Annotated in this window: 19 protein-coding genes; 9 read left to right on the forward strand and 10 right to left on the reverse strand. The window is 69.8% G+C overall.

Going from position 1 to position 21,673, the window contains the following annotated elements; genetic code table 11:
- Positions 1–19: 19 nt before the first annotated feature.
- The gene (locus CJZ86_RS11480) at positions 20–1,189 is read right to left on the reverse strand and encodes a histidine kinase (protein ID WP_094586099.1); all 1,170 of its coding nucleotides are present in this window, start codon (positions 1,187–1,189) and stop codon (positions 20–22) included.
- Positions 1,190–1,345: 156 nt separating this feature from the next.
- On the opposite strand from CJZ86_RS11480, the gene CJZ86_RS11485 reads away from it, so the two are divergent.
- The 3 genes from CJZ86_RS11485 to pepN all read left to right on the forward strand — a co-directional run bounded on the left by CJZ86_RS11485 (position 1,346) and on the right by pepN (position 5,193).
- Positions 1,346–1,903 (forward strand): hypothetical protein, encoded by a 558-nt coding sequence (locus tag CJZ86_RS11485; protein WP_094586074.1) that lies wholly within the window; start codon positions 1,346–1,348, stop codon positions 1,901–1,903.
- 112 nt (positions 1,904–2,015) lie between these two features.
- Complete coding sequence (locus CJZ86_RS11490; RefSeq protein ID WP_233133985.1) at positions 2,016–2,456, forward strand: DUF8650 domain-containing protein; 441 nt, start codon at positions 2,016–2,018, stop codon at positions 2,454–2,456.
- A gap of 7 nt (positions 2,457–2,463) precedes the next feature.
- Positions 2,464–5,193 carry an aminopeptidase N gene (gene pepN, locus CJZ86_RS11495; protein ID WP_094586076.1) on the forward strand — a complete coding sequence of 910 codons (2,730 nt, stop codon included), beginning with the start codon at positions 2,464–2,466 and terminating at the stop codon, positions 5,191–5,193.
- Here pepN and CJZ86_RS11500 read toward each other — a convergent pair.
- Both CJZ86_RS11500 and CJZ86_RS11505 read right to left on the reverse strand, forming a co-directional pair.
- On the reverse strand, positions 5,190–6,443 hold the full coding sequence (locus CJZ86_RS11500; RefSeq protein WP_094586077.1) for a glycoside hydrolase family 10-like protein: 1,254 nt from the start codon (positions 6,441–6,443) through the stop codon (positions 5,190–5,192). The two genes, pepN and CJZ86_RS11500, sit on opposite strands and share 4 nt — an antisense overlap.
- A gap of 11 nt (positions 6,444–6,454) precedes the next feature.
- Positions 6,455–7,462 (reverse strand): ribose-phosphate pyrophosphokinase, encoded by a 1,008-nt coding sequence (locus CJZ86_RS11505; RefSeq protein WP_094586078.1) that lies wholly within the window; start codon positions 7,460–7,462, stop codon positions 6,455–6,457.
- Between the two features lie 67 nt (positions 7,463–7,529).
- On the opposite strand from CJZ86_RS11505, the gene CJZ86_RS11510 reads away from it, so the two are divergent.
- Positions 7,530–8,087, forward strand: a complete 558-nt coding sequence (locus tag CJZ86_RS11510; RefSeq protein WP_094586079.1) for a hypothetical protein — start codon at positions 7,530–7,532, stop codon at positions 8,085–8,087.
- Positions 8,088–8,091: 4 nt separating this feature from the next.
- Here CJZ86_RS11510 and CJZ86_RS11515 read toward each other — a convergent pair whose 3' ends face one another.
- The 4 genes from CJZ86_RS11515 to CJZ86_RS17525 form a co-directional block, all read right to left on the reverse strand.
- The gene (locus CJZ86_RS11515) at positions 8,092–8,391 is read right to left on the reverse strand and encodes a hypothetical protein (RefSeq protein WP_094586080.1); all 300 of its coding nucleotides are present in this window, start codon (positions 8,389–8,391) and stop codon (positions 8,092–8,094) included.
- Between the two features lie 43 nt (positions 8,392–8,434).
- Entirely contained in the window at positions 8,435–9,262 is an 828-nt protein-coding gene (locus CJZ86_RS17520) for a shikimate dehydrogenase family protein (RefSeq protein WP_094586100.1), read from the reverse strand.
- 353 nt (positions 9,263–9,615) lie between these two features.
- Complete coding sequence (locus CJZ86_RS11525; protein ID WP_094586081.1) at positions 9,616–11,484, reverse strand: DUF2075 domain-containing protein; 1,869 nt, start codon at positions 11,482–11,484, stop codon at positions 9,616–9,618.
- Positions 11,485–11,765: 281 nt separating this feature from the next.
- A complete protein-coding gene (locus tag CJZ86_RS17525; protein WP_286145722.1) occupies positions 11,766–11,888 on the reverse strand; it encodes a PIN domain-containing protein in 123 nt (40 codons plus the stop codon).
- Between the two features lie 100 nt (positions 11,889–11,988).
- On the opposite strand from CJZ86_RS17525, the gene CJZ86_RS11530 reads away from it, so the two are divergent.
- The 3 genes from CJZ86_RS11530 to CJZ86_RS11540 all read left to right on the forward strand — a co-directional run bounded on the left by CJZ86_RS11530 (position 11,989) and on the right by CJZ86_RS11540 (position 16,003).
- Complete coding sequence (locus tag CJZ86_RS11530) at positions 11,989–14,154, forward strand: AAA family ATPase (protein WP_094586082.1); 2,166 nt, start codon at positions 11,989–11,991, stop codon at positions 14,152–14,154.
- Positions 14,155–14,408: 254 nt separating this feature from the next.
- On the forward strand, positions 14,409–14,663 hold the full coding sequence (locus CJZ86_RS11535; protein WP_094586083.1) for an XRE family transcriptional regulator: 255 nt from the start codon (positions 14,409–14,411) through the stop codon (positions 14,661–14,663).
- Entirely contained in the window at positions 14,663–16,003 is a 1,341-nt protein-coding gene (locus CJZ86_RS11540) for a type II toxin-antitoxin system HipA family toxin (protein WP_190609232.1), read from the forward strand. Before CJZ86_RS11535 ends, CJZ86_RS11540 begins: the two co-directional genes overlap by 1 nt.
- A gap of 168 nt (positions 16,004–16,171) precedes the next feature.
- Here CJZ86_RS11540 and CJZ86_RS11545 read toward each other — a convergent pair whose 3' ends face one another.
- Both CJZ86_RS11545 and CJZ86_RS11550 read right to left on the reverse strand, forming a co-directional pair.
- Positions 16,172–16,840 (reverse strand): MarC family protein, encoded by a 669-nt coding sequence (locus tag CJZ86_RS11545; protein ID WP_094586085.1) that lies wholly within the window; start codon positions 16,838–16,840, stop codon positions 16,172–16,174.
- Between the two features lie 14 nt (positions 16,841–16,854).
- The gene (locus CJZ86_RS11550; protein ID WP_094586086.1) at positions 16,855–17,856 is read right to left on the reverse strand and encodes an LCP family protein; all 1,002 of its coding nucleotides are present in this window, start codon (positions 17,854–17,856) and stop codon (positions 16,855–16,857) included.
- 116 nt (positions 17,857–17,972) lie between these two features.
- Between CJZ86_RS11550 and CJZ86_RS11555 the strand changes: the two genes are divergently transcribed.
- Both CJZ86_RS11555 and malQ read left to right on the forward strand, forming a co-directional pair.
- Positions 17,973–19,193, forward strand: a complete 1,221-nt coding sequence (locus CJZ86_RS11555) for a Coenzyme F420 hydrogenase/dehydrogenase, beta subunit C-terminal domain (protein ID WP_094586087.1) — start codon at positions 17,973–17,975, stop codon at positions 19,191–19,193.
- Positions 19,190–20,743, forward strand: coding sequence for a 4-alpha-glucanotransferase (gene malQ, locus CJZ86_RS11560; protein ID WP_094586088.1), 1,554 nt, complete (start codon positions 19,190–19,192; stop codon positions 20,741–20,743). Before CJZ86_RS11555 ends, malQ begins: the two co-directional genes overlap by 4 nt.
- On the opposite strand, the gene CJZ86_RS11565 is transcribed toward malQ, so the two are convergent.
- On the reverse strand, positions 20,698–21,666 hold the full coding sequence (locus CJZ86_RS11565; protein WP_094586089.1) for a helix-turn-helix domain-containing protein: 969 nt from the start codon (positions 21,664–21,666) through the stop codon (positions 20,698–20,700). The genes malQ and CJZ86_RS11565 overlap by 46 nt on opposite strands.
- Positions 21,667–21,673: the final 7 nt, after the last annotated feature.

Below are 21,673 nucleotides of genomic sequence, written 5' to 3' on the forward strand. Positions count from 1 at the left end.
GGGCCGGAGGGACCCTTCGTCAAGGAAGGCCCTCGGCGGTGGGCCGGCCGGGGAGGGAGCGGTCCGGTTCCGGGGAGCTCTGGCCGGTCCAGACCGGCACGGTGAAGTTGAAGCAGGCGCCCTCGCCGGGTTCGGACACCACCCAGATGCGGCCCCCGTGCACCTCGGCGATGCGGCGGCACACCGACAGGCCCACGCCGAAGCCGGAGGTGGTGCCGGAGGTCTGGGGCAGCCGCACCCGGTCCTGGAAGATGCGGTGCTGCTCCTCGCGGGGAATGCCCGGCCCGCTGTCGCAGATGCTCACCTGCACCCACTGGCTGGTGCGGTGCATGAGGCTGAGGCTCACCTTGCCGCCGTCGGGGGTGAACTTGAGGGCGTTCTCCAGCAGGTTGAGGAACACCTGCCGCATGCGCCGCTGGTCGGCGTGGACATCGGGAAGGTCGGCGGGGATGTCGGTGACCAGCTGCAGGCCCCGGCCCACCCAGAGCTTCTCCAGCTCGAGGATGGCCTCGGCCGCCACCTGGCTGAGATCCAGGCGCTGGGGGTTGAACAGGGCCTCCCAACGGGTGGTGCCCACCTCCAGCAGGTCCCTGGAGAGGGCCTCGATGTCGTCGAGCCGGCGGTTGAGCACGTCGCGGAAGCGGCTCTCGTCGATCTGGCCCAGGGCATGGCTCTGCAGGGCCAGCTTGGCGGCGGTGAGGGGGGTGCGCAGCTCGTGGGCCACCATGCGCAGCAGCCGTTCCTGGACGCCCAGCCGCTCGATCAGGGTTTCGTTCTCCTGACGCAGCACCAGCAGCTGGTCCTCGAGCTGCACCTCCCTCTGGCTGCGGCTGCCATCCATCTCCGCCGGCCGCAGGCTCAGCCCCAGGGTGGTGACCACCTCCATCTGCTGCCAGCGGGGCAGCCAGATGCGCAGCTGCTGGGCCAGGGTGTTGCCGGCGAAGACCTGCTTGGGCAGGGGATCGAGCTTGATCAGGGCCGGGGTGGCCACCAGGCGGTGCAGTTCGAGCAGCTCGGGATGGTCGGCCGGATCGGCCACCTGGAGGGAGACCTTGCAGGTGCAGTCCTCCGATTGCAGGAAGGCCAGCAGGGCCCGCAGGTCGGCGGAGGCCATGTGATGGCGGGCCGCCACCAGCAGCAGCTTGAGCGGTTTCTGGGCCTCACCGGTGGCGGTGCCGGCCTCCGCCACCGCCGCCGGCGACGAGGTGGGCGGGAAATCGGGCTCCCCCAGGACCGGCAAAGGCAGGCATGCGGCAATGCACCCAACCTTATGGGGTTTTGGGCAGAACCCGGAAACGTCGCTAGGACTTCAGGGATCGCGTCCGTGTGCCTGGGTGGGCCCGCCATGACCACACCGACCCAGCCCGGCCTCTCCAGGGTTCCCCCCGTGCAGAGCCGCATCCGCCTCGACAGCAGCCTGCGGCGCTGGTTCGCCCGCAACCTGGGGCTCTGGCGGTCGCGGCGCACCTACTTCTTCACCAAGGACGACGAGGTGCTGCGGGTGGACATGAACCTGCGCATCGAGGTCCACGGCGAGCTGGTGGACGGGGATGAGGGCTACCGCTTCACCTGGTGGGCGGAGGGGCATCAACCGTTCTTCGAGACCAAACCCGACTACCGGCCCGAGGGCACGATGGAGGCCTGGCTTTGCGGTCACCAGCTGCGGCGCAGCTGCGGCTACCTGGCGGGGGCCCCCACGGTCAGCCAGATCCGCCAGATCGATGAGCACACCATGGCCTTCCAGTCCCACTACGACGACTGGGACGTGCTCGAGCAGATCCGCCTGGTGGATGGGGACAACTACCGCTCCCGCTCGATCCACACCTGGCGTCACGGCAACCTCGAGCTGGTGGAGCTCCACCACGAGATCCGGCTGGAGGCGGCGGGAGAGCCGATCGGTTAATCGCTGTCAGGGCCGGGGCCCCGCCGGCTGGGCCGCCTCGCGGAGCGGTCTCTGCGGCGGGTGTGGCGGCTGCTGCGATGCAGCACGATGGTGGTTCATGAATCCCTACCCCTTGTCTCACCTGCTCCGCCGCTCCCGGCCGCTGCTGGCCCCCCTGGTCGCCATGCCGCTGCTGCTGGCACCTCTGGCGGCGCACGCCGCCCCCGCCACCCCCGCCGAGATGGGGCTTTACACCCGCATCGGCGCCGTCAACGTCTGCATCTCCCGCGCCGCCGGCATCGACTTCGAGAAATCGGTGGGCATCGCCGGCGAAACCATCGCCCAGCTGATCCTCGGCCAGCACAAGGGCGAGATCCAGCAGGTGGGCACCAAGGCCCTCACCATCGAGGAGCTGCGCCGCGGCGCCATCAACTCGGCCGTGCTCGGAGCCGCCGAGATCTGCCCCAAGGAGGTGCCGGCCGACGTGATGAAGAAGGTTCAGGACGCCATCAAGCAGCAGGGCGCCGCCCGGCCTGGGGCACCAGCTCCTGCGACCCCGGCGGCCCCCAGGTAAGCCCCTGATGGCCGTCGTCCACCTCGCCGACTACCGTCCGGCGCCCTACCTGCTGGAGCGCACCGACCTGACGGTGCGCCTGTTCGCCGACCATGCCCTGGTGGAGGCGCGGCTGGCGTTCCTGCCCAGGCCCGGCGCCCCGGAGGCGCCGGAAGGGCCGGTGGAACCGCTGGAGCTCCGCGGGGTGGATCTGGAGCTGCGGGCCCTGGCGATCGATGGCGTGCCCCTGCCCCCCGAGGCGTATCGGCTGGAGGACGACCGCCTGTTGGTGCTGCAGCCGCCCCGGCGGCCGTTCGTGCTCACCAGCACGGTGTGGCTTGATCCGCGGGCCAACACCAGCCTCGAGGGGCTTTACGTGAGCGGGGGGATGGTCACCACCCAGTGCGAGGCGGAGGGCTTCCGCCGCATCACCTATCACCCGGATCGTCCCGACCTGCTGAGCCGCTTCCGGGTGCGGATCGAGGCCGACCGGGACAGCTGCCCGGTTCTGCTCTCCAACGGCAACGGCATCGAGGCCGGCGACCTGCCCCCCGGGCCAGGCGGAGAAGCCCGTCACTACGCCGTCTGGGACGACCCCTTCCCCAAGCCCTCCTATCTGTTCGCCCTGGTGGCGGGCCGGTTGGAGGAGGTGCGCGACACGTTCGTGACCTCAGGCGGCCGCTCCGTGCAGCTGCGCCTGCACGTGGAGCCGGGCGATGCCCCCTTCACCGCCCACGCCATGGCGTCCCTGAAGCGGGCGATGGAGTGGGACGAGCGCGTCTATGGGCTGGCGTACGACCTCGACGAGTACAACATCGTCGCCGTGCGCCACTTCAACATGGGCGCGATGGAGAACAAGAGCCTCAACATCTTCAACTCGAAGCTGGTGCTCGCCGACGCCGCCACGGCCACCGATGGCGAGCTGGAGCGGATCGAGAGTGTGATCGCCCACGAATACTTCCACAACTGGACAGGCAACCGCATCACCTGCCGCGACTGGTTCCAGCTGTCGCTGAAGGAGGGGCTCACCGTCTTCCGGGATCAGAGCTTCTCGGCCGATCTGCATGGCCATGCGCTCAACCGGATCGAAAACGTGGCGATGCTGCGCAACACCCAGTTCCGGGAGGATGCGGGCCCGACGGCCCATCCGGTGCAGCCGGATCAGTACCAGGCGATCGACAACTTCTACACCACCACGATCTACGAAAAGGGATCGGAGGTGATCCGGGTGCTGCACACCCTGCTGGGGGAGGAAACCTTCCAGCGGGGTATGGCCCTGTACGTGGAACGCCACGACGGCACCGCCGCCACCTGCGAGGACTTCGTCCAGGCCATGCAGGATGCCGCCGGCGAAGTGGCCGACAGCTGCCGCCTGCCGCCCTTCGATTTCGTGCAGTTCCGGCGCTGGTACCACCAGGCGGGCACACCGGTGCTGCAGGTGCGGCGCCGCTGGAACAAGGCCGCCGGGACCCTGGAGCTGTTCGTGCGCCAGTCCACCCCCGCCACCCCGGGCCAGCCCCACAAGCAGCCCCTGGTGATCCCCCTGGCCGTGGGCCTGGTGGGCCAGGCGGGCCAGCCCCTGCCGATGCGGCTGGTGGCCGAGGACCCCGACCACGGTGCGGCGCCTCTGATGGGCCGCCGCTGGGGGGCGGGCACGCGGCTGCTGCTGATCGATCAGGAGGAGCAGGTCTTCCGCTTCGAGGGGCTGCCGGCCCAGTCGCCGCCGCCGGCCCTCTCCCTGCTGCGCCAGTTCTCGGCGCCGGTGAAGGTGGCGCTGGGGCGGCCCTCCAGCGAGCTGGTGCATCTGCTGGCCGCCGACAGCGACCCCTTCGCCCGCTGGGATGCGGGCCAGGTGCTGCTGCGCCGCGCCCTGCTGCGCCGGGCCGCCGGCCGGGTGGATGGGGTGCTGGAGGACGCCTTGATCGACGCCTTCGGGCGGATCCTGGCCGACCCCTCCCTTTCAGAGGCCAGCCGCAGCGTGCTGCTGGCCCTGCCTGGGCTGGCCGAACTGGAGGATGGGGCGCCCGAGCCCGATCCACCGGCCCTGTTCGCCGCCCTGCAGGCCCTGCGCCGCCGCTTCGGCGAGGCCCTGGCCGAGCCCCTGGAGCGAGCCCTGGAGCGGGTCAGCGCGCAGTGGGCCCTGGCCTGGCCGGAAGGGGTGGGCGACCGGATGCTGACGGGCTCGATCTGGAGCTGGCGGGTGGCCGCGGGTGATGCGGCGGCGATCGCGGCGGCCCGCGCGGCGGTGGACGGCCCCTCGATGACCCTGGCCCGGGCGGGCCTGCGGGCGCTGCAGGACCATCCGATCCCGGCCCGCCAGGAGGCGGTGGATGCCTTCTACGCCCGCTGGGAAGAGAAGCCCGTGATCCTCGATTCCTGGTTCGCCCTGGAGGCCGCCGCCCCCTTCGCCGATGGCCTGGAGCGGGTGCAACGGCTGCTCGACCATCCCCGCTTCGATCCGGCGGCCCCCAATGCGGTGCGGGCGGTGCTGGGGGGGCTGGCGGGCAACCCACCGGTGTTCCATGCCGCCGACGGCAGCGGCTACCGCTTCATGGCCGACCAGATCGTCGCCCTCGACCAGCGCAACCCGATCACGGCCTCGCGCATGGCCAAGGTGTTCAGCCGCTGGCAGAGCTACGGCCCCGGACGGCGGGAGCGGATGCGGGAAGCCCTCGAGGGGCTGGCGGCGGCCGAGCTCTCCACCAACACCCGCGAGGTGGTGGGCCAGTGCCTCGGTACACCCACTGGGGACGCCTAGCGGCCGCCGAACACCTCGCGGTTGAGCCGGCGGAAGGCGGCCTGGCGGGCGGCCGCCCCCTCGGGGCCGGCGTACTGGCCCCAGAGCCCCTCCCAGTAGAAGAAGATCACGCCGTGGCCGCGGGCGGCGGAGAGGCGCACCTTCTGCTCGAGGGTGGCCATGTCAGGGGTGCGGCCACCGAAACCGGAGAGGATGCCGATCTCCACCGGCATGCCCCAGCGGCGGGCCTTCACCAGCGCCGGCTGGTCGAGGTCGCGGGCGAAGCCCTTCACCGAATAGGCATAGTTCTGGACGATCAGGTCGTCGACCAGTTCGCCCAGGGCCCAGAGCTCCCAGTCCTGCAGCCAGTGGTTGTAGGCGAAGCGGAAGGGGCCCGGCGAGAGGCTGATCACCGTGCGCCGCGGACCGCCCGCCTCCTGCATCGTGCTCCGCAGTTCCCGCAGCAGGGCGGTGAGCTGCTGGCGGCGCCACTTCATCCAGTAGCGGTCGTTGAAGTTGGCGGGCGGCTCCCGGCCGGTGTCCGCCACGTAGAGGGCGCGGGTGTAGGGGTCGTAGCCCAGCTCCACCGGCCAGGCGAAGTGGTCGTCGAGCTGGATGCCGTCGACGCCGCAGCGCTGGACGATCTCCTTGATCAGGCCGATGAAGCGGGCCCGCACCCCCGGGTGGGCCGGATTCAGCCACACCCGCAGATCCTTGAGCGGGGAGGTCTTGAGGTTGGCGCCATGCATGGCGTAGAGGGCACTGCCATCGGCGCGACGCAGCACCCACTCCGGATTCTTCTGGACGACCTCGGCATCGCCGGGCTCCATCAGGCCGTATTCGAACCAGGGGATCACCTGCATGCCGCGGCGATGGGCGGCCTTGGTGAAGCGGCAGATGGGGTCGAGGCCGGGGTTGGAGCGGGCCAGGGCCGGCTCCAGCGGCGCCCAGCGGCTGCGGTGAAAGGTGGCGCCCCGGCTCCAGACGTTGGGGTAGAGGGTGTTGAAGCCGGCGGCGTCGAGCTGGGCGACGGCGGTCTCGATGCGGGCGGCGTCGTAGTAGAGGGGGCTGGGGCTGTTGGTGAGCCAGACCCCCACGCGGCGCTCGAACCCCTTGGGCAGGCGGCTTTGGGCGTCGGCCGGCCGAGGGGCCCCCACGGTGAGGGCCAGCAGGGCCGTGACGAGCACGGTGAGGGGCACCGGCAGGTGGCGCTTGAGATGGGCGAAGCGTTTCAGGGGCACCCGCTGGACGGGCGGTGGAGAAGCGACCATGCCGGTGTTGCTCAGCGGAACATCGAGCTGACCGAGCTCTCCTGGTGGATGCGCCAGATCGCTTCGCCGAGCATGTTGGCCACCGACAGCACCCGCAGCTGGGGGAAGTGGAGATCGGGGCCCAGGGGGATGCTGTTGGTCACCACCACCTCCTCGAACAGGCCCGGTTCCGAGAGGCGCTCAATGGCCGGGGGGGAGAACACGGCGTGGGTGGCGCAGGCCAGCACCCGGGCCGCGCCGCGGGCCCGCAGCAGCCGCGCCCCCTGGCAGATGGTGCCGCCGGTGTCGATCATGTCGTCGATCAGGATCGCCGTCTTGCCGACCACGTCACCGATCACGGTGAGGCTCTCGGCCACGTTGTGGCCGGAGCGGCGCTTGTCGATGATGGCCAGGGGCGCATCCTTCATCTGCTTGGCGAAGGCCCGGGCCCGGGCCACACCCCCCACGTCGGGGGACACCACCACCACTTCACCCAGGTCCCGGGTGGAGAGGTAGTCGACCAGCACCGGTGAGCCGTAGATGTGGTCGCAGGGGATGTCGAAGTAGCCCTGGATCTGGGAGGAGTGCAGGTCCATGGCGAGCACCCGCTCGACGCCGGACTTGACCAGCAGGTTGGCCACCAGCTTGGCGGTGATCGATTCGCGGCCGGCCGTCTTGCGGTCGGCGCGGGCGTAGCCGTAGTAGGGGATGACCGCCGTGATCTGGCGCGCCGAGGCCCGCCGGCAGGCATCCACCATGATCAGCAGCTCCATCAGGTGATCGTTCACCGGAGCGCAGGTGGGCTGGATCAGGAAGACGTCGCAGCCGCGGATCGACTCCTGGATCTGGATGTAGAGCTCGCCATCGGCGAAACGCTTGATCACCCTCGGGCCATCAGGCACGCCGAGATAGGCGCCGATCTCGCGTGCCAGATCGGGGTTGGCATTGCCGCAGAACAACCGCAACCGGCGAGGGTCGTGGCTGGTGAGGGGCGGCTGCCCGCTCTGCTCCACCCGTTCAGCGGTCGAGAAAGTGGACAAGGGCGCAGGCGGCGTTGCTTCGCAGCACGATGGTAGAAGCGAGCCGGCCCAGACAGTGCAAACAACCATGTCGGTTTCAGGGTTCGACGCGGAGCCGAAAGGCGGCCTGCTGCTGGTGAGCCTGGGGAGGCAACGGGAGCTGGAGGGCCTGGCGGCCGTGACGGCGCGGCTGGCCGCCGCTGAAGGCGTGGCCCTGCGGGAGCTGGCCGGCGTCGCCGATCCCGATGCCGGCCTGGCGGCCCTGAGCGCGGCGGCGACGGGCCCCTGGCTGGCCGCCCTGCCCCTCGATCCGGGCCTGCCGCTGGAGCGGGGCGGCAACTGGGCCGAGGCCCTCGGGGCCTGGCGCCAGCCCTGCCTGCTGGTGCTGCGGGGCGAACAGATGGACACGGGGCTGCCGGCGGCCGGCGCCGCCCTGCTTGAGCGCTGGCGGGTGCCCCTGGCCGGGCTGGTGCAGGTGGGCGGCGACTGGCAGCCGACGATGCGCCGCCGCGACGGCCTGCCCTGGCTGGGCTGGCTGCCGGATAGCGGTGGCCAGAGCGGCGCGGAAAGCGAGGAGGCCGGGGCCGCGATGGCGGCGCTGCAGCAGGTGCTGCGGGGCCGCTGGCGGGTGCTGCAGGCCGCCTAGGGCCTCACTCGCCCCCTTCCTCCCCGCCGTTCTCGCCCTCTTCGGCTTCACCGCCGGAACCGCCCGCCGCTGGGGCCCCGGGCTCCATGGTGACGCCGAGCTCGCGGCAGGTGCCGATCGGGTCGACGCCCGGTGCCAGGCCGAGGGCCTTGCGCAGAGCATCGATCTGGCCCACCGACTGGAGGTCGATCGTGTTGGCGACCTGCTGGCAGGCGATCGTCTGCAGGGCCCGGCCATCGGGGCGGCCGCAGCCGGCCAGGAGGCCGAGGGCCGCAAGGGCGGCAAGAGAGACGACCCGAGTCATGGGGATGCCGGAGAGAACGCCCGCCAACGTAAGGGCGCCAGGCTCACTCCCCAAGGGCCTCGGCCACGGCGCGCTGGAACACCGCCTCCTCGGGTGTGACGCCGGTCCACTGCTCGAAGATCTGCATGGCCAGCTGCACCAGCATCTCGACGCCATCCACCACCGGGCAGCCGTGGCGGCGGGCCGTGGCCAGGAAGGGGGTGATGCGGGGGTTGGTGATCACATCCACCACCACACAGGCCGGATCCACCGTGTCCCAGCGGACGGGCACCGGCTCCAGCTCCGGCGCGCAGCCCAGGTGGGTGGCATTCATCAGCAGGGTGGTGCCCGCCGGCACCACCACCTCCCCCTCCCAGGCCTGCCACACCGCCGGCAAGCCCGATGCGCGGGACACGGTGTCGGCCACCTCCTGGCCCTGCTCCTGCCGCCGGGTGATCAGGGTGAGGTGGGACGCGCCGGCCCAGGCCATCTCCACCGCCATCGCCCGGCCGGCACCGCCGGCCCCGAGCATCACCACCCGCCGGCCCGCCAGGGGCGCCAGCTTCTCGATCGCCTTCACCACCCCCTTGCCGTCGTTGTTGTGGCCGATCAGGCGGCCCGCCTCGATGGTGAGGTAGTTGGCGGCACCGATGGCCCGCACGTCGTCATCGACGTCATCGAGCAGGGGCAGCACGGCCACCTTGTAGGGCACGGTGATGGCCATGCCGCTGTAGCCCAGGGGCACCAGGGCCCGCACTGCCAGGGCCAGGTCCGCCGTGTTGGCGATGTCGTTCTTCCAGAACTGCCAGCACAGCCCGTGGTGGGCATAGACCGCATCGAACATCCGATCGATCGGGTTCTCGGCCACCGGATGGCCGAGCATGCCGGTCATCTGCTTCTGGGGAGGGATCAAGTCGAGCCGGCGAGAGGCCCCAGGCTGGCAGGGGTGGGGCGATGGGGCGGGATCAGGAGGCCGGGGTGCTGCCGTTGACCCGGCGCAGGCCGGTGAAGCCCATCACCACCGGCGCCTGGATCGGGGTGAGCTGCTGGGCGGTGGCCTCGAGGAAAGCGACAAGGATCGTGATCAGCAGGATGTAGTCGCGCAGGGCGGGCTCCAGGGGGCCATGGGACGAGGACAGCTGGATCGATCAGCGAGAGCCGGCTCACCAGGGCCACCTTGGCGCCGAGGAAACCCAGGGGGCGATCGGGAAGGAACAGCCCGTCGCATTTGTCCGCCGCCAGGGCTCAGCCGACATCGCACTGACCCTCCAGCCGTCGATGCAGGTAGGCCTGGAGCTCCGGATCACAGGCGTAGACCCAGCAAGCCTTCGTGCCCCGGCTCATCAGGGTGCGGTAGGTGTTGCGAATGATCGCGTCCGCCTTCAGTCGGATCGCCTGGGGCTCGCGTTTCAGACCCACCTTGTAGCCCTTCAGTGACTGATCGGATCGTGCCCTTGCCGTCGGAACCGACACAACCTGGCCATCACGGAATGCCAGATCCGGCCCGATGATCACCCCGATCGTCTCCAACTCCAGCCCCTGGCAGGTGTGGATGCAGCCCACCTCCTCCACCGTTCCCTTTTTCATGATCCACACGCTGCCATCCTTACTCAAGTTCCAGCGTGCCCTATACCCGTAACGCTCGATCGTGATGTCCCAGGCCTTGGGGTGATACTTCGACGCCCAGTTCCAGCAATAACCGGCCACCATCCGTGCCTGGTTCCCATGATTGACCTGTCGGATCGACTCGTGCAGGGCCACCGGATCGTCGAACACACGGAAGTCGTAGCTGCCTTGCTCCAGCCGACCGTTCGCTGTGTCGCGGATGCCGAGGGTTTGATCCAGCCAAGCCAGATAGCCATCGGAGCCACTGCAACGGAACTGCGATGGCAGCATGTCACGGTGCAATTCAGCTTCATGGAATTGGCACCATTTCTCGATCTCACCCGTGCTCCCGATATCATCAAAAGTGACGCGCTGATCCTCATCGAGGAAGAACACTGTCAGCTTACTGGCGTGGATGATCTCCTTGATCTGGTTTTCCCCCTCCTTGTCGTAGATGGTCTTGGTCATCAGCCGGTGGCTTTCATCCACGATCAGGGTGTCGTAGAACCCCTCCGGGCGCCCAACGAAGCAGGCTGAGCCACAGAAAAGATTGTCGTACTCCCCTTTCGTAAGGGAGCCGGTGAGCTTGGCCCGGTAAACATGTCGGGGTGCCATGTTCTTACTGACATAGCGAGCGTTCAGCCCCATCCCAAGCAGCCTGGCCAAGAGGTTCACAGCTACGACCGATTTGCCGGTGCCGGGCCCGCCCTGCACCAACAGCACACAATGCCGCCCTTCCCGGAGCTGCCGTGCCAAGGCCAGCGCCTTTTCGAACACCACCTTCTGCTCGTCGATCAGCACGAACTCGGCGTTGCCCTTCAGCATTCGCTCCACTGCGTCGGCGAGCTGCCGGCTCGGCTTGGCCTTCCCATCGCGGATCTGCTCGATCGTGCGACCTCGGTCACCCTCCTCCAGGCAGCGGCGCAGGAAGGCAGCCATGGCAGCATTGTCATGACGTAGGAACAATGGCGCCTGCTCTAGATAGGGTTGGTAACGGGCATCGGTGATGCCGCTGCCGTCTTTGCAGTTGTGCAGGTAAGCGCAGGGGCTAAGGGCAATCTTGTGCTCCACCACCGCCGTGTTGAATCCCCGGAGCAGCGCCCCGTAGCTCATCGCCTGATAGGAGGGATGCGTGGTCTCGCGCGGTCCCTTACCCAGAAAGGTGCGCACTACCCCATCCAGATCGGTGGGTTCCACCGTTTCCCACTGCTTCAGTTCCACGATCACCGCAGCCGGATCTCCAGCCTGGTTGCGCCCTGATAGCAGCAAGTCAATACGCTTGGCGGTGTTGTGGATACGGTATTCGATCGCCACCCCCAACTCTTTGGGGATCGCCTCGAACTGCAGCACGTTGCCCACGCACTGAAGCGAATTCTGCCAGGCGCGAAACTCATTGACAGCCACTTTGTGACCGGTCATGGCGATGTAGCGCTCACGCACCTCCTCTTCGATACGCTGCTCGCGAACGTGCTTGAGGAACTCTTCCCGCTTTTCGAGGTAGATGATCACGTCGGTAATACGCTCAAAGAAGGCGCCTGAGAGGATGCAGGCTCTAGGTTGCTGATGTTGTTGCAGTTCGGTCTCAAGGCAAGCTTGAGCCAAGCAGGATACGAGTTTGCCACCGCCTCATTGACCACCTCGATCGATCGGCGCAGACCCTTGAACTGCACCTCCGACGTGGGCTTGTCGATCCTGAGCACGAGCACCTTTTCCTCTCACCTGTGAGCACGCTCGCCAGGATATGGGCGAATCGAACTCGTTGGCGTTGCTGGTGACGGGGAGGGACATGGTCAGGGGCGGTGGGGAAAGCCATAGGTCCAGGGGTTTATCAGCTCCAAGCCGATCGCCTCGAAGTTTGCGGGTTTCGGGGTGGCAAGTTGGGCGCATTGGGCATGGGTGGTGGCGGCGATCACGGCATCGGCAGTGGCGATCGGTCTGGCCTGTCGCTCACACCGGCTCACCAGCGCACCCCTCGTGCGAAAGACTGGTGGGGTCTCCCCGGTTGCTGTCGCCATGGCGTCCCTGCGCTGCCACCTGCTGATCGGCCAGCCCGCCAGCGGCAAGACCACCCTCGCCCGGGCCCTGGCGCCCCTGCTGGCCGGCCCCGGCGATCCCCCCGCCCTGGTGCTCTCCACCGACGCGATCCGGGAGGAGGTCTTCGGCGATGCGGCGGTGCAGGGCCCCTGGGTGGACATCCAGCAGCGGCTGCACCAGCGCCTGGTGGAGGCCGTGGCGGCGGGCATCCCGGTGATCGTGGATGCCACCCACGCCCGCCGGGCCTGGCGGCTGGCGATCACCCAGGCCCTTCCCCTGCCGGCTCCGGTGGAGTGGATCGGCTGGTGGCTGTACACCGATCTGCCCACCTCGCTGGCGTGGAACGCCCGGCGCAGCCGGCCGGTGCCGGTGCCGGTGATCCAGGAGATGGCCGCCGCCCTGGCCGATCCCCACTTCGGGCCGGCGCGTGCCGAGGGCTTCGCCGCCCTCTGCTCCGTGGTGCCCAGCCACCACAGCGACCTGGCGCCGGTGCTGGCGGCCGAACTGGCCGGCCTCGATCGCCGCATCCGCTCGGCCACCAACCGGGAGCGCCAGGTGCAGCGCCACGGCTACTCGCGCCTGCTCGATCTGGAACGGCTGCTGCACCTGATCCGGCTGCTGAGCACCTGGCCCGACCTGGCGGCCAGCGATCCCGCCGCCGCCGAGGAGCTGGCGGCGATCCTCTCCCCCCTGCCGGAGGGCGATCTGGCCGATCGGGCCGCCGCCTTCCTGGGTCGCCTGCACGGCAGCTGCTACGCCGATGCTGCCGCGATCCGGCAGGACCTGGCCTGGCTGGAGGCCAACGGCTTCTGCAGCGCCCTGCCGGCCACCACACCGATCCAGCTGGCGCCGCTGGCCCGCAGCCGGCCCGGCTCCGTCCATGGCGGGCTGCCGCCGATGGGCGATGGGCCGGTGTTCCTGCGGGTGATGACCCTGCTGCGCCACCTGCTCCAGGTGCCCTTCGACCGGCCGGCCGAGCGCGGCGGCAACCTGCACCAGCACCTGATCGCCGCCACCGAGGCGATCCCGGGCGCCTACCTGCCGGGGGAAACGGCCACCCTGCGCAAGGACCTCGAGAAGATCCTGACCCCCTACGGCTTCCGCAACCGCAACGACAACGTTCGCCACGGCTACTGCCTCGGCACCGCCGTGCTTTCGCCGCCACGGCTGCGGGAGCTCCACAACGTGGTGCGCCAGACCGCCGGGCGCCTGGCCGACCCCTCCGCCCAGGACCTGCTCAGCGAACTGGACGAGCGGCTGGGCTGGTCCGGCATCAGCGCCGCCGAACAGGCGCCGGTGCGCAGCTACGCCCGCCACACCGTGGTGGACATGGCCCTGGTGCGTCGCGATTCCCTTGCCGCGCCGCGCCGCGCCGAGGCGATCGAGACGGCGATCGTGGAGCACCGCCGCGTGCTCCTGACCCGCTACCCGGGCATGGGCAGCTTCGCCGACAGCCCCAGCGGTGAGCTGCGGGTCTGGCCGCTGCAGCTGATCTTCCACCACGTGGGCTGGTATCTCCTCTTTGAGGAGGACCACCTGGGCCACGACCAGGGACTGATCCGCAGCGAGCGGCTCGATCGCCTTGCCATGGGCCAGGCCCACGGCGACCTGCGTCGCCACGCCGACAGCCACGCGGCGGCCCTCAAGCGGCTGGAGCGACTGCTGCACCACAGCGGCGGCATCTACTTCGGCACCGACCTGGAGCAGCAGCGGCAGATCACCGGCGCCTCCCCCCAGCGCCGCGGCCAGGCGCTGGAGACCCTGCGCTTCCGCTGCGCCCCCTGGGCCTTCGCCTTCATCCGCGAGGGTCTGCAGCGCTATCCGATCGAGCACACCCGCTTCTCCCGGCCTCTTCCGGACGACACCTGGTGGCACCACCCCAGGGCCCCCCACGTGCTGGAGCCCGGCCCGGCCGGCAGCAGCCACCCCTACCCGGTGGAGCTCGACCTGCCCCCCTGGACCGTGGCCGCCGACATCGACCTGCGCAGCTGGCTGTTCGCCTTCGGCGGCGGGATCCGCATCGAGAGCCCCGACTCTCTGCGCCTGGAGCTGCTGCAGCGCTGCCGCGAGACGATCGAGGCGAACGGCGCCGAGAAATCCCTCCCTAACAGTTTCGGCTTCCGCAGAGGGGGCAGGCCTGATTAGCACCCGGCTTGCATTCGGATCAGCCGTTTAGCCTTTCAGTGAGAGATGCAAAAACAATTCGATTCTGACTGAGCAGCTCTCCATACAACTCACCAAACTGGTCATCGAGAGTGGAAGTGACTTGGCGACCTTCTACGAGGCCTGCGAGCGTGCTCAGCACGAGCTGGCGGCTCTGCCCCCGGCACTCATCAAGCAAGTATCCAGCCAGTACTCGCAAACCGAGTACTCTCCGTTTATTCGGAATCCGAGTGGCCATGGGTGGGGAAGAGGCGGTCATCCGTTCACCGGCCCAGCTGGGGCAGCTGGTGCAGACCCTCAGGCGCCAGCGGAACCTCAGCCAGAGGGAGTTGGCCCAGAGCGCTGGCGGCATCAGCCAGGCGCGGATGTCGGCCCTTGAGCTCCATCCCGAGCGCCTCACCCTGGATCGCCTGCTGCTGATCACCGCCGCCCTCGACCTGGAGCTGGTGGTCCGCCCAAGAACCGCGCCTGCACCAGTGGCGGAGTGGTGATGGGACGACCCAGGCAATCGCGGGAGCTGACGGTCTGGATGAATGGTGAGCAGGTAGGAATCTGGGTACTGCCGGTGCGCAGGTCCCAGGAGTTCCATTACGCCAGGAGTTGGCTGTCGTCCCCGAACCATCGCCCCCTGTCCCTGTCGCTCCAGCCGGTGCCAGCAGCCACCGTGTTGCGGGGCCTTGCGGTGGAGGCCTGGTTCGAGAATCTTCTTCCCGACAGCGCCTCCATCCGCCAGCGCGTGCAGCAGCGCTTCAGGACCGCCAGCACCGGTGCCTTCGATCTCCTGGAGGCTGTTGGTCGTGACTGCGCGGGGGCTGTTCAACTGCTGCCTCCTGGCGAGCAGCCTTCCGGGCTGGATCGCATCGAAGCGGACCCCCTCACAGACAGAGCCATCGGGCACCTGCTGAGGGGTGTCACCGCTCCAACGGCCTCAGCACTGGCCGGGCCATCAGACGAGGAGCTGAGGCTTTCGGTGGCCGGTGCCCAGGAGAAAACGGCGCTGCTGTTCCACGGCGATCGCTGGTGCCGCCCCTTGGGCAGCACCCCCACCAGCCATCTGTTCAAGCTCCCCATGGGTGTAGTGGGAACCGGCCAGATCGATCTCAGCACCTCGGTGGAGAACGAGTGGCTGTGCGGTCGCCTCCTGGAGGCCTACGGTCTTGAGGTGGCCAATGCCCAGATGGCCGCGTTTGATGGTCAGCGCTGCCTGATCGTGGAGCGCTTCGATCGCCGGCTCCATCCCAAGGGGAGCCACTGGCTGCGGCTTCCCACCGAGGACTTCTGCCAGGCCACCGCCACCCCACCCCGATTCAAATACGAAAGCGAAGGGGGCCCTGGCATGGTGGCAATCAGCCAATGGCTCGCCCAATCCGCCACTGCTGAGAAGGATCTGCAAACCTTTTTCTCTGCCCAGGTGCTGTTCTGGATGTTGCGTGCCATCGATGGCCACGCCAAAAACTTCAGCCTCTTTCTGCAGCAGGGAGGCCGCTATCAGCTCACCCCCCTCTACGACGTCCTCTCGGCCTGGCCCGTCATCGGTAAAGGCGCGGGCCTGTATGCCCAGCAAAAGATCCGGATGGCCATGGCCTGGCATGGAACCAAGAGCCGCACCTACAAACCCCTGCAGATTCAGCGGCGTCACCTAACCACCACCGCCTCCCGTCTGGGCCTGGGCGGCCGTGCGAACGACCTGCTGGAGTCCTTGATCGTCAGAACCCCCGGGGTGATCGCAGCTGTCGCCGCCAAGCTCCCAAAGGATTTCCCGGCTGCCGTTGCAGAGCCGATCTTTGAAGGGCTGCAGGCCTCCGCGACTCAGCTCAGCCATCAGCCATAAGAAGCCCTCACCAGCAGGGATTGCAGGGCCACGAAACCAGGCTCAGGATCCAGGAGAGCCATGACAACGCCCACCGATTCGCACCCACAAGCTCAAGAGGCTTGCCGTGTTGGCCAATCTGTCACCCGTCATCGACACGTTGCTGATGCACACCTTCAACGCCAAATCTCACACCCGCAGCGTCACCCGGCTGAGCAGGGTGCTGGCGCCGGTGGCGATGAACTGCACCCCGATCGCCAGGGTGAACAGGCCCATCACCTTGATCAGCACCGTCATGCCCACATGGCCCAACAGTCGGGTGAGGCGGGTGGCGAAGGTGAACATCAGGCCGATCAGGATCGCCATCGCCCAGATCGCCGCGAACAGCTCGAGGCGGTGGTTGAGGGTGTGGGCGCCTTCGGCATACACCGTGATCGTCGACATCGTGCCGGCGCCGGTGGTGAGGGGCAGGGAGATCGGCACGATCGCCGAGGAGGTCATCTGCCCCACATCCATGCGCGACACATCGAGGTTCTTCTCGTGGGAATCGCCCGGATCGGTGGCATTCAGCATGCTCAGACCGCTGAAGCCCAGCAGCAGGCCGCCGGCGATCTGGAAGGCACTCACACTGATGCCGAAGAACTGGAGCACCGCCGTGCCCAGGAAATAGGCGCCCAGCATGATCAGCAGGCTGGAGAGGGTGGTGATGCGGATCACCCGTCGCACCTGGCTGGCGGGCACCCCCTGACTCAGGGTGAGGAACGGTCCGATGGCGGGGAAGTTGTTGGCCACGGCGAACAACCCCAGCAGGTAGTGCTGGAAGGTGCTCGGCACCAGGAACTCAGGAGTGATGGCCATGGTGGCCAGTATCGCTACGGGGCCGCCGGCTCCTTCCAGAGCGGCGGGGTCGCACCGGCCTCCAGCTGGCGCAGGCCCTTGTGCTTCTCCTCGGCGGGCTTCAGCGGCAGGCTGGCGAACTGCACCGGCTTGCTGCCATCGAGCCCGGCCGCCAGGAGGCTGAGGGTCTCTCCCGGCGTCAGGTTGGTCTGCACCTTCGGCTGCAGCTGGTTCACCAGGAACGGCAGCTTGGCCAGCCGCTCCGGCTGCAGCATCCGTTCCCTGAGGCTGGTGGCCACCAGCTGCTGGTTGCTGCGGCGACCGGTGTCGCCCAGCCAGGTGTCGCGGAAGCGCACCAGCTGCTCCACCTTGTTGCCCCCCAGCTGCTGCAGCCCGGCCTGCAGGTCGATGGTCAGCTTCTGGGTCTGGTCCGTGTAGCTCATCCGCCGCGGCGGGCTCAGTTCCAGACCACCCAGCCCATTGACCAGGTCCCTCAGCGCCCCCCGGGAGAGCACCAGGTAGCGGTCGGGGGCGGGGGGCTGGAGCCCCACCAGCTCCCGCACCGCGTCGGCGGTGAGGGCCACGCCCCCGAGGCGGAAGGCCTCACCCAGGCGCTTGGGGCCCTTCTGGCCAGGCAGGTTCACGGCCACTTCGGTGGGCAGGTTGAGCACCTGCAGGGGCCCCTCCGGGTTGACGCGCACCAGCAGCAGGGCGTCGGCGTTGGCCGGCCCGGCGGGGGCGGCCTTGTTGATCGGCGCGCCGACCGTCTCGGCATCGCTGCCGATCACCAGCAGGGTGATGGCCCGCGCCGGCGGGGCGGCCAGGCTGGCCGGGCCCACCTCGGGGGTGGGCGCCAGGGCCCGGTCGGGCATCGGCCAGAGCAGCCCCAGGACGCCCATCCCCACCACGGCGCCGGCGGCGGTGACGCCGAGGCTCTTGAGCAGCCGTCCGGTGGCCAGGCGCCGCTTCGGAGCCGGGGCCTTCGGGGTCCCGGTGCCGGGGGCTTCGGTTGGGCGGGGCTTCCGGCGGGCGGGCATCGGGGCCGAAACGGAGGGGAGCTGAAGGCACTCTCGCGCAGGCGACGCCGCGGGCCGGCGGCATGGGAGCGCAACGACGGATAGCTTGAGCGTCGAGCTCCTGCGCCCACCACCGCTTGTCCTCCGTTCCTTCACCGGCGCCGTCGTCCCTGGCGCCGCACGATCGAGCCCGACCCCTGGCCAAGGGCAGCCCCAAACCCGCCAAGGATCTCTGCAGCGACTGCGGCCTCTGCGACAGCCGCTGGGTGGCCTACGTGCGCCGGGCCTGCGCCTTCCTCGAGCAGCGCTTCGAGGCCATGGAGGAACAGGCCCACGGCCGCAGCCGCCGCCTCGACGACGAGGACGAGCTCTACTTCGGTGTCCACCAGCGCATGGTCACCGCCCGGCTGCGCCAGCCGATCGCTGGGGCCCAGTGGACGGGCATCGTCAGCCGCATCGGCGTGCGGGCCCTGGAGAGCGGCCTGGTGGATGCGGTGCTGTGCGTGCAGCAGAGCGAGGACGACCGCTTCACCCCGGTGCCGGTGCTGGCCCGCACCCCGGAGGAGGTGCTGGCGGCGCGGGTGAACAAACCCACCCTCTCCCCCAACCTGGAGGTGCTCGAGCAGTTGCCGGGCAGCGGCATCGAGCGGCTGCTGGCCATCGGCGTGGGCTGCCAGATCCAGGCCCTGCGGGCCGTGCAGGCCACCCTGCCCCTGCAGAAGCTCTACGTGCTCGGCCTGCCCTGCGTCGACAACGTCAGCCGGGACGGGCTGCAGACCTTCCTGGAGAGCGCCAGCCGCTCCCCCGACACGGTGGTGCACTACGAATTCATGCAGGACTTCCGCATCCACTTCCGCCACAGCGACGGCCAGGAGGAGACGGTGCCCTTCTTCGGCCTCGACACGCCCGCCCTCAAGGACGTCTTCGCCCCCAGCTGCCTCAGCTGCTTCGACTACACCAACGCCGGCGCCGATCTGGTGGTGGGCTACATGGGCGCCACCTTCGGCCGCCAGTGGGTCACCGTGCGCAACCCCCTCGGCCAGGAGCTGCTGGATCTGGTGGAGCCGGAACTGGATCTGGCGCCGGTGACCAGCTCCGGCGACCGCCGCCAGGCGGTGCAGCAGGGCATCGACGCCTACGAGAAGGCCTTGAAACTGCCCATGTGGCTCGCCGAACTGGTGGGGGTGTTCGTGCAGCGCTTCGGGCCCAAGGGGCTCGAGTACGGCCGCTTCTCGATCGATTCCCACTTCACGCGCAATGCCCTCTGGCTGCAGCGCCACCACCCGGAGAAGGTCGACGCCCACATCCCGGCCTTCGCCCGCCGGATCGTGGACCGCTACCGCCTGCCGACACCGTGAGCAGCGACCCCCGGGCCTGCGGCGTGCTGCTCCACCCCACGGCCCTGCCGGGCACGCGGGCCTGCGGCAGCTTCGGCGCCGCCGCCCGCGACTGGATCGACCTGCTGGCCGCCGAGGGGGTGGGGGTGTGGCAACTGCTGCCCCTGGCCCCCACCGACGGCACCGGCTCCCCCTACAGCTCCCCCAGCGGCTCGGCCCTCAACCCCTGGCTGATCGATGCCGACGACCTGGTGGCCGAGGGTCTGATCAGCGCCGCCGACCGGGACGCCCTGCCCCAGGGAGCTGAGGATCGCCTCGATCCGGCCGTCGCCAGCCAGCGCGCGGCCGCCATCGCCACGGCCCTGGCCCGGGGCTGGGCCGGGCAGCCACCGGAGCGCCGGGCGGCCTTCGATCGCTGGGAGGAGCGCCAGCGCTTCTGGCTGGTCGACCACTGCCGCTTCATGGTGATCCGCCGCCTCCAGGGGGGGCGGCCCTGGTGGGAGTGGCCGGAGCCCCTGGCCCGGCGCCAGGCCCCCGCCCTGCGGGCCCTGGTCGACGCCCAGAGCCAGGCCCTGCAGGAGGAGGCCCTGCTGCAGTGGCAGCTCCAGGTCCAGTGGCGCCGGCTGCAGGAGCGGGCCCATCGCCAGGGGGTGCGCCTGGTGGGGGATCTGCCCTTCTACGTGGCCCACGACAGCGCCGATGTCTGGAGCAACAGGCGCCTGTTCTCCCTGCGGGCCGGCGGCGGCCTGGTGGAGCAGAGCGGGGTGCCGCCGGACTACTTCTCCACCACCGGCCAGCTCTGGGGCACCCCCGTCTACCGCTGGTGGGTGCACCGCCTCACCGGCTTCCGCTGGTGGCTGCAGCGGCTGGGGCGGCAGCTGGAGCTGATGGATCTGCTGCGGCTCGACCACTTCCGGGCCCTGGAGGCCTACTGGAGCGTCCCTGGCGCCGATTTCACCGCCGAGCACGGCTCCTGGCGTCCCTCCCCCGGCGCCGCCCTGCTGGGCCGCCTGCGGTCCCGCTGCCGCCGCCAGGGACGGCTGCTCCCCGGCGACCGGCTGCCGCTGATCGCCGAAGACCTCGGCGTCATCACCCCAGCGGTGGAGGCCCTTCGCGACCGCTTCGCCCTGCCGGGCATGAAGATCCTGCAGTTCGCCTTCGACGGCAACGACGACAACCCTTACCTGCCGGCGAACTACAGCGGCAGCCGCTGGGTGGTGTACACCGGCACCCACGACAACGCCACCAGCCTCGGCTGGTGGCGGAATCTCGACGACGGGGCCCGGGGTCGGGTGGCGGCGGTGGTGGGGGGTGAGGTGCGGGCGCCGAGCTGGCAGCTGCTGGAGGTGGCGCTGGCCTCGCCGGCCGATCTGGCGGTGGTGCCGCTGCAGGACCTGCTGGAGCTGGGAGACGAGGGCCGCTTCAACACCCCCGGCACCATTGACGGCAACTGGAGCTGGCGGCTCTCGCAGCCGGTGTCGGCGCTGGCCGGGCCCCTGCAGGGCTTCGGGGCCATGGCGGCCCGCTATGGCCGGGGGCGCGGGGCGGCGGCCGGAGCCGGTGGCGGGTAGAGGAACTGGGCCTGGCCCTGGGGCGTGGCCCCCACAGCGCCGGGATCGGCGGCCCCCGCGGGCGCCAGCGGCTGGCCGTTCCAGCGCACGGACCCGGCCGGCGGGGCCGGCTCGAGCCGCAGGCTGAAGGGGGGCAGCACCGGCAGGCTGAGGCTGCCCTGCACCGCCGGCAGCTGGGTTTCGACGCCCCGGTCGCTGCGCAGCGACAGCCGGGTGGGCCGGGCCAGCTCGAGGCGCAGCAGGCCGAGGGCGAGATCGGGCCGGTTCTGGCTGGTCTCGCGGCGCAGCCGCTGGAGCCCCTGGCCGGCGGCGGCCTTGCCCAGGGGCCGCAGGTCGGGGTAGGCGCCCAGGATCGCCCGGTCCGCATCCTCCAGATCCGCCCGGTCACTCTGCTCGGCGCTCAGGGGCGGGATCGGCCGCAGCACATGCAGCCCCTGGGCGGCCAGCTGGCGCTGCTGCAGGTTGAGCCCGTAGATCAGACCGCCGCACAGCACCGCATAAAGCACGGTGCCCTGCCAGGTGGTGAAGACGTCGATCGAGCCCGGGGTGAAGCGCAGCAGGACCGTGTCCCGCCGCCGGCCGTGCTGGCGGTCCTGCTCCGGCGGCAGCACGCCGTCGAGGCTGCCGCGGGGCAGCTCCAGGTGCTGCTCCAGCAAGGGCAGCATCGTTCGCAGGTAGGCCGCCTCCGGCAGCCGGTCCCGCCAACCCCGCTCCAGGGCCTCGAGCACGGCGGTGCTGATGCGGGTGTCGAGGGCGAGCTGGCGCAGGCCGAGGCCGCGGCTCTCGCGGGCCTCCCGCAGCTGCTGGCCGGCGACCAGCAGGGGATCCAGGGGCCGCTCCTCAACGGCCGGACGCAGCGGGCGGCGCTGGCCCGGCAAGCGTTCGCGCAGGCGCTGGAGCAGGGGCTTGGCCGGAGTGGGCAAGGAAGGG

The sequence above is a fragment of the Synechococcus sp. BO 8801 genome, assembly GCF_002252675.1.
In the GTDB taxonomy this organism is placed as follows: Bacteria; Cyanobacteriota; Cyanobacteriia; order PCC-6307; family Cyanobiaceae; genus Cyanobium.

Coding starts and splice junctions, on each gene's coding strand:
- CJZ86_RS11535 (WP_094586083.1), top strand. CDS start 14,409: ATGGGTGGGGAAGAGGCGGTCATCCGTTCACCGGCCCAGCTGGGGCAG.
- CJZ86_RS11510 (WP_094586079.1), top strand. CDS start 7,530: ATGTCGGTTTCAGGGTTCGACGCGGAGCCGAAAGGCGGCCTGCTGCTG.
- CJZ86_RS17520 (WP_094586100.1), bottom strand. CDS start 9,262: ATGACCGGCATGCTCGGCCATCCGGTGGCCGAGAACCCGATCGATCGG.
- pepN (WP_094586076.1), top strand. CDS start 2,464: ATGGCCGTCGTCCACCTCGCCGACTACCGTCCGGCGCCCTACCTGCTG.
- CJZ86_RS11515 (WP_094586080.1), bottom strand. CDS start 8,391: ATGACTCGGGTCGTCTCTCTTGCCGCCCTTGCGGCCCTCGGCCTCCTG.
- CJZ86_RS11545 (WP_094586085.1), bottom strand. CDS start 16,840: ATGGCCATCACTCCTGAGTTCCTGGTGCCGAGCACCTTCCAGCACTAC.
- CJZ86_RS11530 (WP_094586082.1), top strand. CDS start 11,989: ATGGCGTCCCTGCGCTGCCACCTGCTGATCGGCCAGCCCGCCAGCGGC.
- CJZ86_RS11550 (WP_094586086.1), bottom strand. CDS start 17,856: ATGCCCGCCCGCCGGAAGCCCCGCCCAACCGAAGCCCCCGGCACCGGG.
- CJZ86_RS11485 (WP_094586074.1), top strand. CDS start 1,346: ATGACCACACCGACCCAGCCCGGCCTCTCCAGGGTTCCCCCCGTGCAG.
- CJZ86_RS11540 (WP_190609232.1), top strand. CDS start 14,663: ATGGGACGACCCAGGCAATCGCGGGAGCTGACGGTCTGGATGAATGGT.
- CJZ86_RS11500 (WP_094586077.1), bottom strand. CDS start 6,443: ATGGTCGCTTCTCCACCGCCCGTCCAGCGGGTGCCCCTGAAACGCTTC.